Origin of the sequence: Rathayibacter sp. PhB1 (assembly GCF_004362935.1) — a bacterium.
GTDB classification, from domain to species: Bacteria; Actinomycetota; Actinomycetes; order Actinomycetales; family Microbacteriaceae; genus Rathayibacter; species Rathayibacter festucae.
In genome coordinates this window covers 337,904-352,387 of record NZ_SNYD01000001.1, presented here as the reverse complement: position 1 = coordinate 352,387, position 14,484 = coordinate 337,904, and the positions used below count along the sequence as shown (strand labels likewise).

Genomic DNA, 14,484 nt, shown 5'->3' with positions numbered 1-14,484 from the left:
CGGCAGTCGCGCGCCTGGGACCAGCCTAGGAACCACCGGCCGCAGGTCGAGGGCTTGCGCCGCTCACACTGCGCCGCTCACGAGCCGAGGTAGCGCCCCGGCCGGTGGTTGAAGGCGAGCACGAGATTCAGCACCACGACGCCCGCGGCCGAGATCAGCACGTTCAGGGGCGGCACCACCAGCAGCGCCGCGACGACCACGCAGGCGTCGAGCGCCATCATCACGTAGCCCGCCCGCCAGCCCAGCCGCTCCTGCGCGAGGAGGGCCAAGATGCTGAAGCCGCCCAGGCTCGAGCCGTGCCGGAACAGGATGAGCAGGCCGATCCCCGCGAGCACGTCGCCGGTGAGCACCCCGTACACCGGGTCGATCCGGAGCGTCCCGAAGGCGAGCGGGTGCAGCCCGGCGAGCACCGAGACCAGCACGATCGAGGACATCGTCCGCAGGGTGAAGCGCCAGCCCTTCTTCCAGAGCGAGAGCGCCAGGAACGGCAGGTTGACGACGACCAGGATCACACCGAACGGGATCGGCGCGACGTAGCCCAGCAGCAGCGCGAGCCCCGCGGTCCCGCCGGTCACCGCCTCGCTCGCGCGGAGCAGGAACAGGCCGAGCGAGACGACGAACGCGCCGGTCACGAGGCCGAAGACGTCCTCGAAGCGGCTGTGCGGCACGGGGAGAGGGGCGTCGGTCACCGGGAGATGCTGTCACACCCGCATTGCCGGAGCGTTTCGGCCGACCCGGCCCGGCCCTCGTAGGATGACCCGGTGCTGCCGAAGATCCTGCTGTTCTACCGCTTCGTGCCGCTCGCCGACCCCGAGTCCGTCCGGCTCTGGCAGCGCGAGCTCGCCGAGCACCTCGGCCTGCGCGGCCGGGTCCTGCTCTCGAAGGACGGCGTCAACGGCACCCTCGGCGGCGAGATGGGTGCGCTCAAGCGCTGGGTCCGCCGTACCCGCGAGCACTCCGCCTTCCGCGGGCTCGAGGTGAAGTGGAGCGACGGCTCGGGCCTGGACGAGGAGGGCCGCAGCATCGACTTCCCCGGGCTCTCGGTGAAGGTGCGCGAGGAGATCGTCTCGTTCGGAGCACCCGAGGAGCTGCGGGTGGACGAGTCCGGCGTCGTCGGCACCGGCGTCCGGCTCGCCCCCGACGAGCTCGACGCCCTGGTCGCCGAGCGCGAGGACGTGGTCTTCTTCGACGGGCGCAACGCCTTCGAGGCCGAGATCGGCCGCTTCGACGGCGCGGTCGTGCCGGGCGTCGCGAGCACCCGCGAATTCGTCGAGCAGCTCGACTCCGGCGCCTACGACCACCTCAAGGGCCGGCCGGTCGTCACCTACTGCACCGGCGGGATCCGCTGCGAGGTGCTCTCGAGCCTGATGCTCGCCCGCGGCTTCGGCGAGGTGTACCAGCTCGACGGCGGGATCGTCCGCTACCAGGAGGCCCGCCGCGACACGGGGCTCTGGCGCGGTGCGCTCTACGTCTTCGACGGGCGCGGCTCGCTGACCTTCTCCCCGGACGCCGAGGTGCTCGGCCGCTGCGCCGTCTGCGCCGAGCCGACCAGCCGGATGCGCAACTGCGCCGATCCCGCCTGCCGCGAGCAGCTCGTCGTCTGCGAGGGCTGCGGGAGCGCGGCCTGCGCCGAGCACCGCGCGGATTCTCCGGTCTGACCATCGACCTGCGCCAGCCCCCGCGAGCGCGCCCCGCGGGCCCCTACGGTCGTGGGATGAGCATCGAAGCGCGCGGCCGCACCCTCGTCGACCTCCACACCGCCCCCGAGCTGCTGAGCGTGGTGAACGTCTGGGACGTGGTCTCGGCGACCACGATCACCGCCCTCCCCGAGACCCGGGCGCTCGCGACGGCGAGCCACTCCATCGCCGCGACCTTCGGCTACGAGGACGGCGAGCAGATCCCGCTCGACCTGCACCTGAGCATGATCGAGCGGATCGTCGCCGCGGTCGACGTCCCCGTCTCGGCGGACCTCGAGGCCGGCTACGGCGACGCCGGCGAGACCGTGCGCCGCGCCATCGAGGTCGGCGTCGTCGGCGCGAACCTCGAGGACCAGGCGAAGCCGCTCGCCGAGGCGCTGCGCTCCGTCGAGAAGGCGGTCGCCGCCGCCGAGGAGGAGGCCGTGCCCTTCGCCCTCAACGCCCGCACCGATGTCTTCCTCCGCGCCGGCGACCGCGACCGCGGCGAGGTGCTCGCCGACGCCATCGAGCGCGGACGCGCCTACCTCGACGCGGGGGCGACCTGCTTCTTCGTCCCCGGCCTGCTCCAGGACGCGGAGCTCGAGGCCCTCGTGGCCGAGCTCGGCCGCCAGCGGGTCAGCGTGATCGGCGTCCCCGGCTCGCAGTCGCCCGCGCGCTTCGAGGAGCTCGGCCTGGCCCGCGTCTCCTACGGACCGTGGACGCAGCGCGTCGCGCTGACCGCCCTGCAGGACGCGGCGACCGCCCTCTACGCCGGCGGCGCGCTGCCCGAGGGCACCCGTCCGCTGAACTGACCCCGCCGCCCGGGCGCGTTCCGCGCGCTCGGGCGTACCGTGGGCTCATGTTCCGAGCCGTCGTCGTCGAGCAGCACTCCTCCTCCGACACCGAGACCCCGAATCGCGCACGACTGACGGAGCGGGACGATCCCGATCGCTCGCACGGGGACGTGACCCTCGCCGTCGAGTACTCGAGCGTGAACTACAAGGACGCTCTCGCACTCGCCGGCCGGCCGGGTGTCGTGCGCCGCACCCCGCTGATCGCGGGCATCGACGTCGTCGGCACGGTCGAGTACGCGGACGGCGCCGCGGCCGAGCGCTTCGACTCCGGCGACCGCGTGGTGCTCAACGGCGCCGGCCTCGGCGAGCGCTTCGACGGCGGCTTCACCGAGCGGGCCCGCGTCGACTCCGCGTCGCTGCTGCGCATCCCCGGCGCGATCTCCTCCGCCCGCGCCGGCGCGATCGGCACCGCCGGCTTCACCGCGATGCTCGCCGTCCTCGCCCTCGAGCGGCACGGCGTCCGCCCCGGCGACGGACCGGTGCTGGTCACCGGCGCCTCGGGCGGCGTGGGCTCCCTCGCCGTCGCGCTGCTCGCGAAGCTCGGCCACGAGGTGGTCGCCTCGACCGGGCGCGCGGACGAGCACGGCGAGCTGCTCCAGCGCCTGGGCGCGACGGAGGTCCTCGACCGGGCCGAGCTGTCCGAGAAGGGCAAGCCGCTGCAGTCGGAGCGCTGGGCCGGCGCGATCGACTCCGCCGGCTCGCACACCCTCGCCAACGCGCTCGCGCAGACCCGCTGGGGCGGCACCGTCGCCGCCTGCGGTCTCGCGCAGGGCGGCGACCTGCCCGCGACGGTGATGCCGTTCATCCTGCGCGGAGTGACGCTCGCGGGCATCAACTCGGTGGAGGCGCCGCGGAAGCTGCGCGAGGAGGCGTGGCGCCGGCTGGCCCACGACCTCGACCTGGAGCTGCTCGACGGCCTGACCACGGCGGTGCCGCTCGCGGGCGCGATCGACGCCGCGGCCGACCTGCTGGAAGGGCGCGCGCACGGGCGCACGCTGGTCGACGTGCGGGGCTGACGCTCCGGAGCTCGGGTCGCGCGGCGGTCCGAGCTACTCGGCGGCCTCGGTCGCGCCGCTGGGCTCGGCGGAGGCGTGACCGACGGAGGAGTCGGGGCGCGGCTTCGCGGCGGCGGGCTTCTTCGGGGCCGGCTTCTTCGGGGCGGGCTTCTCGGGCGCCGGCTTCTTCGTGGGCGCCTTCTTCGCCGCGGGCTTCGTCGCGACCGTCTCCTTCGCGGCCGGCGTCTCCTCCGCAGGCCTCCGCTCGTCCCTGCGCTCCGCCTCCGCCTGCGCTGCGGCCAGACGCTCGGCGGCCTGCTCCGCGACGGCCGGCACGACGACGAGGTCGTCCGTCTCGATGACGGGGATCGCCGAGGTCGCGGTCCCCAGCTGCAGCGCCGCGATCAGTTCGGGGGCGTGCTTCGTGCTGACGATCAGGCGCGAGTACTCCTCGTCGACGAGGTCGATCACCACCGCGGCGGCCGTCCGCTTGATCAGCAGGAAGTCCTTGCCGCCGTGGAACTTCCAGGTGCCGGCCGCGAGGGTCAGCGGCACCGCGGTCCCCGGCGCCCGGATGCCGCGCACCCAGATCCACGGATCCTCGGTGACGGTCGCCGAGCGGATGCTCGAGCGCTCCACGACGACGTCGCCGCGGTGCAGGGCGAGCACCCGTTCGGCGCGGGTCAGGCGGAGTTCGAGGCGGTCGGGGAGCACGGTCACGACGGGCATGCCCCTAGTCTGCCCCGCCCATCGCACTCGGCGCCCGGGGGTCGCAGTGGCAGCATGGAGGGATGGCCACGGATCCGGACGAGCGGCGCCTCCTCGACGCGCGCCTCGCCGAGCGGCAGGCCGAGGCCCGCCGCGAGGCGGAGCGCCTGGACGAGTCGCTCCGCGAGCTCCTCCTCGACCGCGCCGACGGCACCGCCGACGACGAGCACGATCCGGAGGGCACCCCGCTCTCGGCGGAGTGGTCGCGGATGGCCGGGGTGCGCGACGCTCTCGCCCGCACCGAGCGCGATCTCGCCGCCGCCCGCACCCGCCTCGCCGCCGGTGACTACGGCGACTGCGCCCGCTGCGGCCTCCCCATCGGCGCCGCCCGCCTCGAGGCCCGCCCCACCGCCGACCTCTGCATCGCCTGCGCCCGCGCCGCCGAGTCCCGCCACCGCTGACACTCCCGCGACGCCGATCGGAGTCGGCGCCTGCGCAGTGCGGGAAAGAGACCGACGTCCGGAGGGAGCATCCATGCTGATCGAGTAGCCCGCGCAGCGGGCGTATCGAGATCCGCCGCCGTCAGAAGCCGAGTCTGCAGACCTGCCCTGCTGAGGACGGTGGGTCTCGATACGCCCCTTCGGGGCTACTCGACCAGCATGGAAGCGGGGTCTCCTCCAAGGAGCAGTACCGGGAAGTGCACGCGCGCCTCCTTCTCGACCGGTGCCGATCGGCGCCGCCCGCCTCGAGGCCCGCCCACAGCCGACCTCTGCATCGCCTGCGCCCGCGCCGCCGAGTCCCGCCGCCGCTGACGCCGGTTCCGCGCCCGCACCTGAAGGCCCCCACAGGCCAAGGCGTGCAGAAACCCGGGTGCTCCTGCGAGAGTTCACATGCGGTCGTACCCCCGATGGGTGGTCCCGCTCCCCCTCCCCCTTTCTCCCGCCTCTCGAAAGGCCTCCCTCCGCATGACCGAGACGTCGTCCGACCGCGTGACCGGCGCCCCGCCGGCCCCCGACCGCCGCGCCTGGCGCTCCCTCGTGGTCCTCCTGGCGGGCATGTTCATCGCCCTGCTCGACACCACCATCGTGAACGTCGCCCTGCCGACGATCCGCACCACCCTCGACGCCTCCGAGTCGACGCTCTCCTGGATCATCTCGGGCTACGCGCTCGCCTTCGGCCTCGCGCTGATCCCGGCCGGCCGCCTCGGCGACCGCTTCGGTCACAAGTGGGTCTTCGTCAGCGGCGTCGCGCTGTTCACCGTCGCGAGCTTCGCCTGCGGACTGGCCGCCGACGACGTCCAGCTCGTCATCGCGCGCGTCGTGCAGGGCCTCGCGGGCGGGATCTTCGTCCCGGCGGTCAACGCCTACATCCAGATCCTCTTCCGCGGCCCCGCCCGCGGCAAGGCGTTCGCGGTGATGGGCGCCGTCCTCGGCGTCTCGTCGGCGCTCGGCCCGATCATCGGCGGACTGATCATCCAGGCCTTCGGCGACGAGAACGGCTGGCGCCTGGTCTTCTGGGTCAACCTGCCGATCGGCGTCGCGACACTCATCGCCGCCGCGATGCTGCTGCCGACCCGCAGCGAGCTCCAGGACGGCGACCGCGCCCCGAGCGGCGGCGTCGACTGGCTCGGGCTGATCCTCGTCTCGGCCGGCCTCGTCGCGCTGCTCGTGCCGCTGATCCAGGGCGAGGACGAGGGCTGGCCGCTCTGGACCTTCCTCTCGATCGCCGGCGGCGTGATCCTCCTCGCCGCGTTCGGCGCCTGGGAGGTCGCATACACCCGCCGCGGCCGCGCGCCGCTCGTGCCGCCGACCCTGTTCCACCACCCCGCCTTCACCGGCGGAGTGATCCTGGCGCTGGTCTACTTCGCGGCCTTCACGAGCATCTTCTTCACCATCTCGCTGCTCTGGCAGTCCGGCCTCGGCCACACGGCACTGGAGTCGGGCCTCGTCTCGATCCCCTTCGCGATCGGCAGCATCGTCAGCTCCTCGCAGAGCAACCGCCTCACCGCGAAGCTCGGCCGCAACGTCCTGGTGCTCGGCAGCGGACTGCTCGCCGTCGGCCTGATCTGGGTGTGGCTGGTGCTGCTGACCGCGACGCCGGACTCGATCACCAACTGGCAGCTGCTCGCGCCGCTGTTCATCGCGGGCATCGGCAACGGCTTCTTCATCGCGCCGAACGTGCAGTTCATCGTCTCGACGGTCGACCCGCAGGACGCGGGCGCGGCCAGTGGCGTGATCTCCGCGATCCAGCGGATCGGCTCGGCGGTCGGCATCGCCGCGATCGGCAGCATCCTCTTCGGCGGCCTGGTCATCACCGGCCCGGACACCGTCGCCTCGGGCTTCCTCGACGCCGCCGCCCCGGCGATGCTGGTCAGCGCGCTGATGGCGATCGCCGCCTTCGCGCTCGTCTTCGTGCTGCCGAAGTCGGTGTCGCGCCGGGGCTGACCCCCGGCGCGACCGCCTACTCCTGCGGGCGCGCGGCCGCCGCGGCCTTCGCGGCGGCCGGCAGCGCGTCGACGATCCGGCCGATGGCCGCGTCGTCGTGGGCGGCCGAGACGAACCACGCCTCGAACACCGACGGCGGCAGCGAGACGCCCGCGTCGAGCATCGCGTGGAAGAAGGCCGGGTAGCGGAACGACTCCTGCGCCTGGACCTGGGCGTAGTCGCGCACCGGTCCGCCGATGTCGGTGAACATGAAGCTGAAGAGACTGCCCGCGCTCTGCACCGTGTGCACGACGCCCTCGGCCGAGAGCGCGGCCGAGACCTCGCGCTGCAGCGTCAGGGCGGTGCGGTCGAGCGAGGCGTAGACGGCGTCGTCGGCGAGCTGCAGGGTGCGGATGCCCGCGGCCACGGCGACCGGGTTCCCGGAGAGGGTGCCCGCCTGGTACACCGGCCCGAGCGGGGCCAGGTGGTCCATCACGTCCGCGCGGCCGCCGAGCGCCGCGACCGGCATCCCGCCGCCGATGACCTTGCCGAAGGTGTAGAGGTCGGCGACGTAGGGCGCCTCGGCGCCATCGGCACCGGCGCCCGCGTTCTCCAGACCCCACCAGCCGCCGGCGCTGACGCGGAAGCCGGTCAGCACCTCGTCCATGATCAGCAGCGAGCCGTTGGCGTGCACGAGCTCGGCGAGTGCCGCGTTGAAGCCCGGCGCGGGCGGGACGACGCCCATATTCGCGGCGGCCGCCTCGGTGATCACCGCGGCGATCTCGGAGCCGCGCTCGGCGAGGACCGCGCGCACCGCGTGGAGGTCGTTATAGGGCAGCACGATCGTCTGCGCCGCGGTGGCCGCGGTGACGCCGGCCGAGGCGGGCAGGGCGAGCGTCGCGAGGCCGGAGCCGGCGTCGGCCAGCAGTCCGTCGGAGTGGCCGTGGTAGTGGCCGGAGAACTTGATCAGCAGATCGCGGCCGGTGACCCCGCGGGCCAGGCGGATCGCGGTCATCGTCGCCTCGGTGCCGGTGGAGACCAGGCGCAGCTTCTCGATCGGCGAGACGCCGCCAGCCGTGATCCGCGCCTCGACCAGCTCGGCCAGCTCGGTCTCGGCCGGGGTCGACGCGCCGAAGGAGAGCCCGCGGGCCGCCGCCTCCTGCACGGCGGCGACGACCTCGGGGTGCGCGTGGCCGAGCACAGCCGGACCCCAGGAGCAGACCAGGTCGACGTACTCGCGGCCGTCGGCGTCAGTGATGTACGGGCCGGTCGCCGACACCATGAACCTCGGGGTCCCGCCGACCGAGCGGAAGGCGCGGACCGGCGAGTTCACGCCGCCGGGGATCGCGTGCCGGGCACGCTCGTACAGGGTGTCGTTCGCGGTGGGAGTCACCCGACCACGATACGGCGCGCGCCTCAGCGGACGCCGGACGCCGGACCGCCCGGCCTACTTCAGCAGATCGTTCGCCAGCTCGACGGCCCAGTAGGTGAGCACGGCGTCGGCGCCGGCGCGGACGATGCCGGTGACCGACTCCACGATCGCCGCCTCGCGGTCGATCCAGCCGTTCGCAGCGGCGGCCTCGATCATCGCGTACTCGCCGGACACCTGGTACGCCCAGACCGGCACGTCCGAGATCGCGGCGACGTCGGAGAGCACGTCGAGGTAGGACATCGCCGGCTTCACCATCACCACGTCCGCGCCCTCGGCGAGGTCGAGCGTCGCCTCGCGCAGCCCCTCGCGGCGGTTCGCCGGGTCCTGCTGGTAGGTGCGGCGGTCGCCCTCGAGCGTCGACTGCACGGCCTCGCGGAAGGGGCCGTAGAAGCTGGAGGCGTACTTCGCGGAGTAGGCGAGGATCGCGGTGTCGAGGTGGCCGGCACCGTCGAGGGCCGCGCGGATCGCACCGACCTGGCCGTCCATCATCCCGGAGAGCCCGAGCAGGTGCGAGCCGGCCTCGGCCTGCGCGAGCGCCATCTGCTCGTAGCGGAGCAGCGTCGCGTCGTTGTCGACCCGGCCGTGCGCGTCGAGCACGCCGCAGTGCCCGTGGTCGGTGAACTCGTCGAGGCAGAGGTCGGTCTGCACGACGAGCGCGTCGCCGACCTCCTCGACGACGACCCGCGTGGCGGCGTTGAGCACACCGTCGGGGTCCGTGGCTCCCGAGCCCACCGCGTCGCGCGTGGTCGGCACGCCGAACAGCATGACGCCGCCGAGCCCGGCCTCGGCCGCCTCGGTCACCGCCCGCCGGACGCTGTCCAGCGAGTGGTGCGACACCCCCGGCATCGAGCCGATCGGCTGAGGTTCCGTGATCCCCTCGGCGACGAAGAGCGGGAGGACGAGCTGGGCGGGGTGGACGCGCGTCTCCCGCACGAGCCGGCGCAGGGCCGGGGTCGTGCGGAGGCGCCGCGGGCGGATCGCGGTCATGCCTCCAGCCTAAGCCGGGCTCGCCGAACGCCGCCTGGCCGCACCCGATGCCCGGGCGGGCGGGTCTCGATACGCCCCTGCGGGGCTACTCGACCAGCAAGCACGCGGCGAACCGTGCTGATCCAGCGCACAGATCGGTTCGACCATCCCATGCTGATCGAGTAGCCCGCGCAGCGGGCGTATCGAGATCCACCGTGATCCGCAGTGCCGTCGATCGAACTCCGCAGCCAGCAGGCGCGGGTCAGCGGGGCGCGCGCTCCGCAGCGACGCCGGCGACGGCGTCGATCAGGGAGGAAGCGGAGCGCTCGTCGGCGACGACGTCGACGCGCAGGCCGAAGGCGCGCGCGTCCTTCGCGGTCTGCGGGCCGATCGCGGCGACCAGCGTCGACTCGGGCACGGGTCCGAGCTGCTTCTGCACCTGCTCGGCCACGCTCCCCGAGGTGACCAGGATCGCGTGCACGGCGCCGCTCGCGACGTCGGCGACGACGCGGTCCTCGACCTGCACGCCGACGGTGCGGTAGGCGACCACCGAGCGGACGTCGTGGCCGATGCGCTTCAGGCCCTCGGTCAGCAGCGGCTTCGCGATCTCGGAGCGCAGCGTGAGCACGCGGAGCGGGTGCTGCCCGCCGGTCGCCTGCTCCCACTCGGCGAGGAGGCCCTTCGCGGAGTTGTCCTCGGACGGCACGAGGTCGACCGAGTAGCCGGCCGCCACGAGTGCCGCGGCCGTGGTCTCGCCGACGGCGGCGACCTTCGTGCCCGCGGGCACGGTGGTGCGCAGCAGGGACAGCACGTCGACCGTGGTCGCGCTGGTCACCGTCATCCAGTCGAAGGCGCCGGCCTCGAGGTCGGCCAGGGCCTGCTCGAGCGCCGGGAAGTCGTCGGTCGGCGCGAAGTTGATCATGGGCGCGACGACGGGCGACGCGCCCTTCGCGCGCAGGGCACCGGCGACGCCGTCGCCCCACGGACCTCCGCGGGGGACGAGGACACGCCAGCCCTGCAACGGCTTCTCCCACTGGGAGTAGGCGGCGGGCACGATCACGAAGAGGCTCCCAGAGGTGCGAGTTGGGCGGCACCCGCACCGAGAAGCGCGTCAGCGAGCAGAGAGCCGCAACGGAACGCGGCTTCGACGACGGGCAGTTCGCGACCACCATACTGCGAAACCGCCAGGTGTCGAGGTCCGTCGACCGAACCGTTATCGATCGGCTCCGCCACCTCCCGAGAGAGGGACGCAGAGCCGTCGACCGCGAAGACCACGCCGCGCGTCACCACCCGGCCGCCCTCGACCGTGGCACTCGCGCCGATCGGCGCCGCGCAGCCCGCCTCGAGCACGGCCAGCAGCGCCCGCTCGGCGGTGATCGCCGCCCGGGTCGGAGCGTGCTCGACGGCCGCGAGGGCCGCGCGCAGCTCGTCGGAGGGCTCCTCGTCGCGGACCTCGATCGCCAGCGCACCCTGACCCGGCGCGTGCGGTGAGACCCCGAAGTCGAGGACCTCGGTGACCGCGTCGGTCCGGCCGAGGCGCCGCAGGCCGGAGAGAGCGAGCACGATCGCGTCCAGCGGCGACGAGCTCCCGGCGGCCACGCGGCCGAGCCGGGTGTCGATGTTGCCGCGGATGTCGACGATCTCGAGATCGGGACGCGCCGCGAGCAGCGCGGCCCTCCGACGCGGCGAGCCGGTGCCGACCCGCGCGCCGCGGGGCAGCGTCGCGAGCGTCGCCCCGTCGCGGGCGCAGAGCGCGTCTCGCGGATCCTCCCGCTCGGGCACCGCGCCGAGGACGAGGCCCTCGACCGACGCAGTCGGCAGGTCCTTGAGCGAGTGCACGATCGCGTCGCAGCGCCCGGCCAGCAGCGCGTCGCGCAGCGCGCTCACGAAGACCCCGGTGCCGCCGAGCGAGGCGAGCGAGCCGCGCATCCGGTCGCCGTCGGACTCGATGCGCACCAGCTCGACGGGCACGCCGGCGGCCTGCGCCATCCGATCGGCGGTCATCCGGGTCTGCGCCACCGCGAGCGCGCTCGCGCGGGTGCCGACTCGGATGCTCACGGGGCGGTGCTCCCCGTCACAGGGCGACCCCGCCCGTCACGGCGCGATCCCCGCCAGCGCCGGCTTGAAGCCCGCGCGTACGTTCTCGCAGCAGCCGGGACGGCAGACGTCGTACCAGGGGCCGAGCGCCGTCATCGACGGACGGTCCTCCACGGGCGTGCCGTTGACCCGCTCCATCACCAGGTCGACGAGACCGGAGACGTAGACCGGGTCGGTGCCCGGCGTCGCCACGCGGACGGCGACGAGGCCGTGCTCCTCCGAGGTCTCGAGGGCCTCGTTGTCGAGGTCCCACATGACCTCCATGTGGTCGGAGACGAAGCCGAGCGGGACGATCACCAGCGCCTTGCGACCCTTGGCGGGCAGCTCGGCGATCGCGTCGTTGATGTCGGGCTCGAGCCACGGCTGGGTGGGCGGGCCGGAGCGCGACTGGTAGACCAGCTGCCACGGCACGTCCTCCGCGCCGGCGGCCGCCATCACGACCTCCGCGACCGCGAGGTGCTGCGCCTCGTAGGCGCCGCCGTCGCCGAAGTGGTGCACGTCGACGACGGTGCCGTCCTCGTGCCGCTCGTGCGGGCCGCTGCGCGCGGCGTCGGTGGAGGGGATCGAGTGCGTCGCGAAGAGCACCTCGACCTCGGTGGTGGCGTCCAGCCCGGGCAGGCGCGAGCGCAGCTCGTCGAGCCCGTCGTGGACGGCCTTCACGAACGGCATGACGAAGCCGGGGTGGTCGAAGAACTGGCGGACCTTGTCGATCCGCAGCTCGCCCTCGAGGCCGGTCGCGTCGAGCGCGGCCGCGAAGTCCTCGCGGTACTGCCGGCAGGAGGAGAAGGAGGAGTAGGCGCTGGTGGCGATGGCGATCAGGTTCGAGAAGCCGCGCTCCTTCGCCTCCGTCACCGCCTCGCTCATGTACGGCGCCCAGTTGCGGTTGCCCCAGAGCACCGGGAGGTCGATGCCGCGGTTCGCGAGCTCGGCCTCGAGGGCGGCCTTCAGCGCGCGGTTCTGCGCGTTGATCGGGCTGACGCCGCCGAAGTGGCGGTAGTGGTGGGCGACCTCCTCGAGGCGCTCCTCCGGGATGCCGCGGCCGCGGGTGACGTTGCGCAGGAACGGGATGACGTCGTCCTGCCCCTCGGGGCCGCCGAAGCCGGCGAGCAGGATCGCGTCGTAGGCGACCGGCTCGGTCACGTGCTCGGGGCCCGACGCCGCGGCCGGCGTGGCACCGCGGACGAGGACGCCCTCGGCGACCTCGGGGACGGGTTCGGCGAAGTCGCGCGCCTCGGGGGCGGGGACGGTGGAGCTCATCGGAGGACCTCGGCGATCTGGTCGGCCTCGATGCGCCGACCGGTGTAGAAGGGGACTTCCTCGCGCACGTGACGGCGGGCCTCGGTGGCTCGCAGATCGCGCATGAGGTCGACCAGGTTGACCAGCTCCTCGTCCTCGAGCGCGAGGATCCACTCGTAGTCGCCGAGCGAGAACGAGGCCACCGTGTTGGTCAGCACGGAGCGGAAGCGCGAGCCCTGACGGCCGTGCTGGGCGAGCATGGTGCGGCGCTCCTCCTCGGGGAGGATGTACCACTCGTAGGAGCGGACGAACGGGTAGACCGTCAGCCAGCGGGCGGGCGCCTTGCCGCGCATGTAGGCGGGGAGGTGGTTCGCGCTGAACTCGGCGTCGCGGTGCACGCCCATCGCGTTCCAGGTGGGCAGCAGCGCGCAGAGCAGCTCGGTGCGGCGCAGCTCGCGGTAGGCGCGCTGCAGCTCCTCGGGCGCGGCTCCGGTGAGCCAGAGCATGATGTCGGCGTCGGCGCGGAGGGCCGAGACGTCGTAGGTGCCGCGCACCGTGACGCCCTCCCCCGCGAGCCGCGCCACGGTGTCCTCGTAGCCGGCGGCCGCCTGGGCTGCCTCGTCGGCGGAGAGGGTGAACGGACGTGAGGGATCCCTGCGGAGAACCGCCCAGAGCGTGTATCCCAGGGCCTGATCGGAGTGATCCTGATCGGCGGGGGGCTGCGGCGCCGGAGCGGCGCTCGTGTCGGGGGCGGACTGAACGGGACCCGCCGTGTCGGCGGTCTGATCGGTCATTGATCCATCATCCCTCCGCTCGTGCGGATGCACAAAAGCGGGAGGGGATCTGGCGCCGAGGGGTCCGGAGCGCTAGCGATCCGGACCCCTCGGCGCAGGAGGTGAGGCGAGTGGGGTCAGTCCTCGACGACGGCGCGGACGATGCCCCAGACGACGAGGCCGACCGCGGCGGCCGCACCGGCGGCCCCGGCGATCAGCGCCTCGGGGTGGTGCTTGCGCACGACGGAGACCTTGCGCTCGAGCGTCCGCTGGACGTTCCGCACCTTGCGCGGGACGTTCACCTTGTACTCGATGGCGTCGAGCGTCGCGGCGAGCTCGGTGCGCGCGCGCTCGATGTCGGCCTTCAGCTGGCTCGGCTGGAGCTCCGCCGGGTCGACGAAGCGGGGCGTGGTGCTGGATACAGCGCGATCAGTGGTCATAGCTGCCGACTCCCTTGAACGCCTGGACGTCCTTCTTGATGCTCTCGATCGAGTCCTGCGGGACGGGCGGGACGGCCTTCTTGATCGACTTGACGCCGACCAGGATCAGCACGACCGCCACGAGCAGGAAGAACACGGTCACGATCAGCGCCGACAGCCAGGCGGGGAGCCAGGAGGCGATGCCGATGATCGCGAAGGTGACGAGGGTCGCCCACGCGGTGAGGAGGAAGAAGGCCGCGACCGCGAACAGCGCGACCGCGAGCCCGGCGCTCTTCGCCTTCCCGGACAGCTCGTTCTTGAGGGACGCGATCTCGGCCTTGACGAGCTCGATCACGAGACCGGGGAGGTCGCTGACCAGCTCGCCCAGCGATCGGGCGTTCTTCGGATTGCGTTCGTTCACCACGGGGGCTCCTCGGAGGGTGGTCGTGCCGGGCCTCGGCCGAACGGACGGCCCGGAGGGATGAGGACTACGCCTTGCTGGTGGAGGACGACGAGGTCGATCCTCCGGAGCCGGCCGCGGCGGCGGCCTCGTCGACCTTCGACGCGGCCGAGCGGGCCGCGGCGGTCGCCTCGGCCGAGGACGCGCCCTGGGCCTTCTTGCCACCGGAGACGGCCTTCACCACGACGTTCCGGACCAGCTCGTAGGCCTTGTCCGAGACCGTGCTGAGCTGCGTCTTGGCGGCTCCGCCGACGGCGCCCGCGACGTCCTGCACGGGCTGCGTCTGCCAGAACCTGTTCGCCGCCGAGGCGATCTGCTCGTACCGCTTGCGACCGGCACGCGCTCCCAGCACGTAGCCGGCTGCGGCTCCTGCCACGAAAAGAATCTTGCCCTTCACGCCTACTCCTCGTCCTGGGCCGCTCTCGCGGCTCGTTCACGCGGTCGA

At 73.3% G+C, this 14,484-nt stretch carries 16 protein-coding genes; 5 read left to right on the top strand and 11 right to left on the bottom strand.

Annotated features, from left to right (window positions below; translation table 11 throughout):
• Positions 1–77: 77 nt before the first annotated feature.
• Complete coding sequence (locus EDF17_RS01690) at positions 78–689, bottom strand: YitT family protein (RefSeq protein WP_123444882.1); 612 nt, start codon at positions 687–689, stop codon at positions 78–80.
• Positions 690–761: 72 nt separating this feature from the next.
• Between EDF17_RS01690 and EDF17_RS01685 the strand changes: the two genes are divergently transcribed.
• Genes EDF17_RS01685 through EDF17_RS01675 form a run of 3 tightly spaced genes read left to right on the top strand, consistent with a single transcriptional unit; the run spans position 762 to position 3,546 of the window.
• On the top strand, positions 762–1,658 hold the full coding sequence (locus EDF17_RS01685; RefSeq protein ID WP_123444881.1) for a rhodanese-related sulfurtransferase: 897 nt from the start codon (positions 762–764) through the stop codon (positions 1,656–1,658).
• A 56-nt stretch (positions 1,659–1,714) separates the two neighbouring features.
• A complete protein-coding gene (locus EDF17_RS01680; RefSeq protein WP_123444880.1) occupies positions 1,715–2,488 on the top strand; it encodes an isocitrate lyase/phosphoenolpyruvate mutase family protein in 774 nt (257 codons plus the stop codon).
• 47 nt (positions 2,489–2,535) lie between these two features.
• The gene (locus tag EDF17_RS01675) at positions 2,536–3,546 is read left to right on the top strand and encodes an MDR family oxidoreductase (RefSeq protein WP_123444879.1); all 1,011 of its coding nucleotides are present in this window, start codon (positions 2,536–2,538) and stop codon (positions 3,544–3,546) included.
• Between the two features lie 33 nt (positions 3,547–3,579).
• Here EDF17_RS01675 and EDF17_RS20205 read toward each other — a convergent pair whose 3' ends face one another.
• Complete coding sequence (locus EDF17_RS20205; RefSeq protein ID WP_243732761.1) at positions 3,580–4,254, bottom strand: hypothetical protein; 675 nt, start codon at positions 4,252–4,254, stop codon at positions 3,580–3,582.
• Between the two features lie 62 nt (positions 4,255–4,316).
• Between EDF17_RS20205 and EDF17_RS01665 the strand changes: the two genes are divergently transcribed.
• The gene (locus EDF17_RS01665; RefSeq protein ID WP_123444878.1) at positions 4,317–4,694 is read left to right on the top strand and encodes a TraR/DksA C4-type zinc finger protein; all 378 of its coding nucleotides are present in this window, start codon (positions 4,317–4,319) and stop codon (positions 4,692–4,694) included.
• A 504-nt stretch (positions 4,695–5,198) separates the two neighbouring features.
• Positions 5,199–6,677 carry an MFS transporter gene (locus tag EDF17_RS01660; RefSeq protein ID WP_123444877.1) on the top strand — a complete coding sequence of 493 codons (1,479 nt, stop codon included), beginning with the start codon at positions 5,199–5,201 and terminating at the stop codon, positions 6,675–6,677.
• A 16-nt stretch (positions 6,678–6,693) separates the two neighbouring features.
• On the opposite strand, the gene hemL is transcribed toward EDF17_RS01660, so the two are convergent.
• The 9 genes from hemL to EDF17_RS01615 all read right to left on the bottom strand — a co-directional run bounded on the left by hemL (position 6,694) and on the right by EDF17_RS01615 (position 14,415).
• Complete coding sequence (gene hemL, locus EDF17_RS01655; RefSeq protein WP_185019939.1) at positions 6,694–8,049, bottom strand: glutamate-1-semialdehyde 2,1-aminomutase; 1,356 nt, start codon at positions 8,047–8,049, stop codon at positions 6,694–6,696.
• Between the two features lie 54 nt (positions 8,050–8,103).
• Positions 8,104–9,075 carry a porphobilinogen synthase gene (gene hemB / locus EDF17_RS01650; protein ID WP_123444876.1) on the bottom strand — a complete coding sequence of 324 codons (972 nt, stop codon included), beginning with the start codon at positions 9,073–9,075 and terminating at the stop codon, positions 8,104–8,106.
• 241 nt (positions 9,076–9,316) lie between these two features.
• Entirely contained in the window at positions 9,317–10,111 is a 795-nt protein-coding gene (locus EDF17_RS01645) for a uroporphyrinogen-III synthase (protein ID WP_123445348.1), read from the bottom strand.
• On the bottom strand, positions 10,111–11,112 hold the full coding sequence (gene hemC / locus EDF17_RS01640) for a hydroxymethylbilane synthase (RefSeq protein WP_123444875.1): 1,002 nt from the start codon (positions 11,110–11,112) through the stop codon (positions 10,111–10,113). Before hemC ends, EDF17_RS01645 begins: the two co-directional genes overlap by 1 nt.
• A gap of 36 nt (positions 11,113–11,148) precedes the next feature.
• On the bottom strand, positions 11,149–12,408 hold the full coding sequence (locus EDF17_RS01635; protein WP_123444874.1) for a ferrochelatase: 1,260 nt from the start codon (positions 12,406–12,408) through the stop codon (positions 11,149–11,151).
• Entirely contained in the window at positions 12,405–13,181 is a 777-nt protein-coding gene (hemQ, locus tag EDF17_RS01630; RefSeq protein WP_123444873.1) for a hydrogen peroxide-dependent heme synthase, read from the bottom strand. Before hemQ ends, EDF17_RS01635 begins: the two co-directional genes overlap by 4 nt.
• A 116-nt stretch (positions 13,182–13,297) precedes the next feature.
• A complete protein-coding gene (locus EDF17_RS01625) occupies positions 13,298–13,600 on the bottom strand; it encodes a DUF3618 domain-containing protein (RefSeq protein WP_123444872.1) in 303 nt (100 codons plus the stop codon).
• Entirely contained in the window at positions 13,590–14,003 is a 414-nt protein-coding gene (locus EDF17_RS01620; protein ID WP_123444871.1) for a phage holin family protein, read from the bottom strand. The genes EDF17_RS01625 and EDF17_RS01620 overlap by 11 nt, the downstream gene beginning before the upstream one ends.
• Positions 14,004–14,067: 64 nt before the next feature.
• Positions 14,068–14,415: a YtxH domain-containing protein gene (locus tag EDF17_RS01615; protein ID WP_185019938.1), complete on the bottom strand. Its 348-nt coding sequence runs from the start codon at positions 14,413–14,415 to the stop codon at positions 14,068–14,070.
• Between the last annotated feature and the right edge of the window lie 69 nt (positions 14,416–14,484).

Excerpts from the sequence above, each read along its gene's own strand:
- EDF17_RS01680 (WP_123444880.1), top strand. The coding sequence starts at position 1,715 with ATGAGCATCGAAGCGCGCGGCCGCACCCTCGTCGACCTCCACACCGCC.
- EDF17_RS01675 (WP_123444879.1), top strand. The coding sequence starts at position 2,536 with ATGTTCCGAGCCGTCGTCGTCGAGCAGCACTCCTCCTCCGACACCGAG.
- EDF17_RS20205 (WP_243732761.1), bottom strand. The coding sequence starts at position 4,254 with ATGCCCGTCGTGACCGTGCTCCCCGACCGCCTCGAACTCCGCCTGACC.
- EDF17_RS01665 (WP_123444878.1), top strand. The coding sequence starts at position 4,317 with ATGGCCACGGATCCGGACGAGCGGCGCCTCCTCGACGCGCGCCTCGCC.
- EDF17_RS01660 (WP_123444877.1), top strand. The coding sequence starts at position 5,199 with ATGACCGAGACGTCGTCCGACCGCGTGACCGGCGCCCCGCCGGCCCCC.
- hemB (WP_123444876.1), bottom strand. The coding sequence starts at position 9,075 with ATGACCGCGATCCGCCCGCGGCGCCTCCGCACGACCCCGGCCCTGCGC.
- EDF17_RS01635 (WP_123444874.1), bottom strand. The coding sequence starts at position 12,408 with ATGAGCTCCACCGTCCCCGCCCCCGAGGCGCGCGACTTCGCCGAACCC.
- hemQ (WP_123444873.1), bottom strand. The coding sequence starts at position 13,181 with ATGACCGATCAGACCGCCGACACGGCGGGTCCCGTTCAGTCCGCCCCC.
- EDF17_RS01625 (WP_123444872.1), bottom strand. The coding sequence starts at position 13,600 with ATGACCACTGATCGCGCTGTATCCAGCACCACGCCCCGCTTCGTCGAC.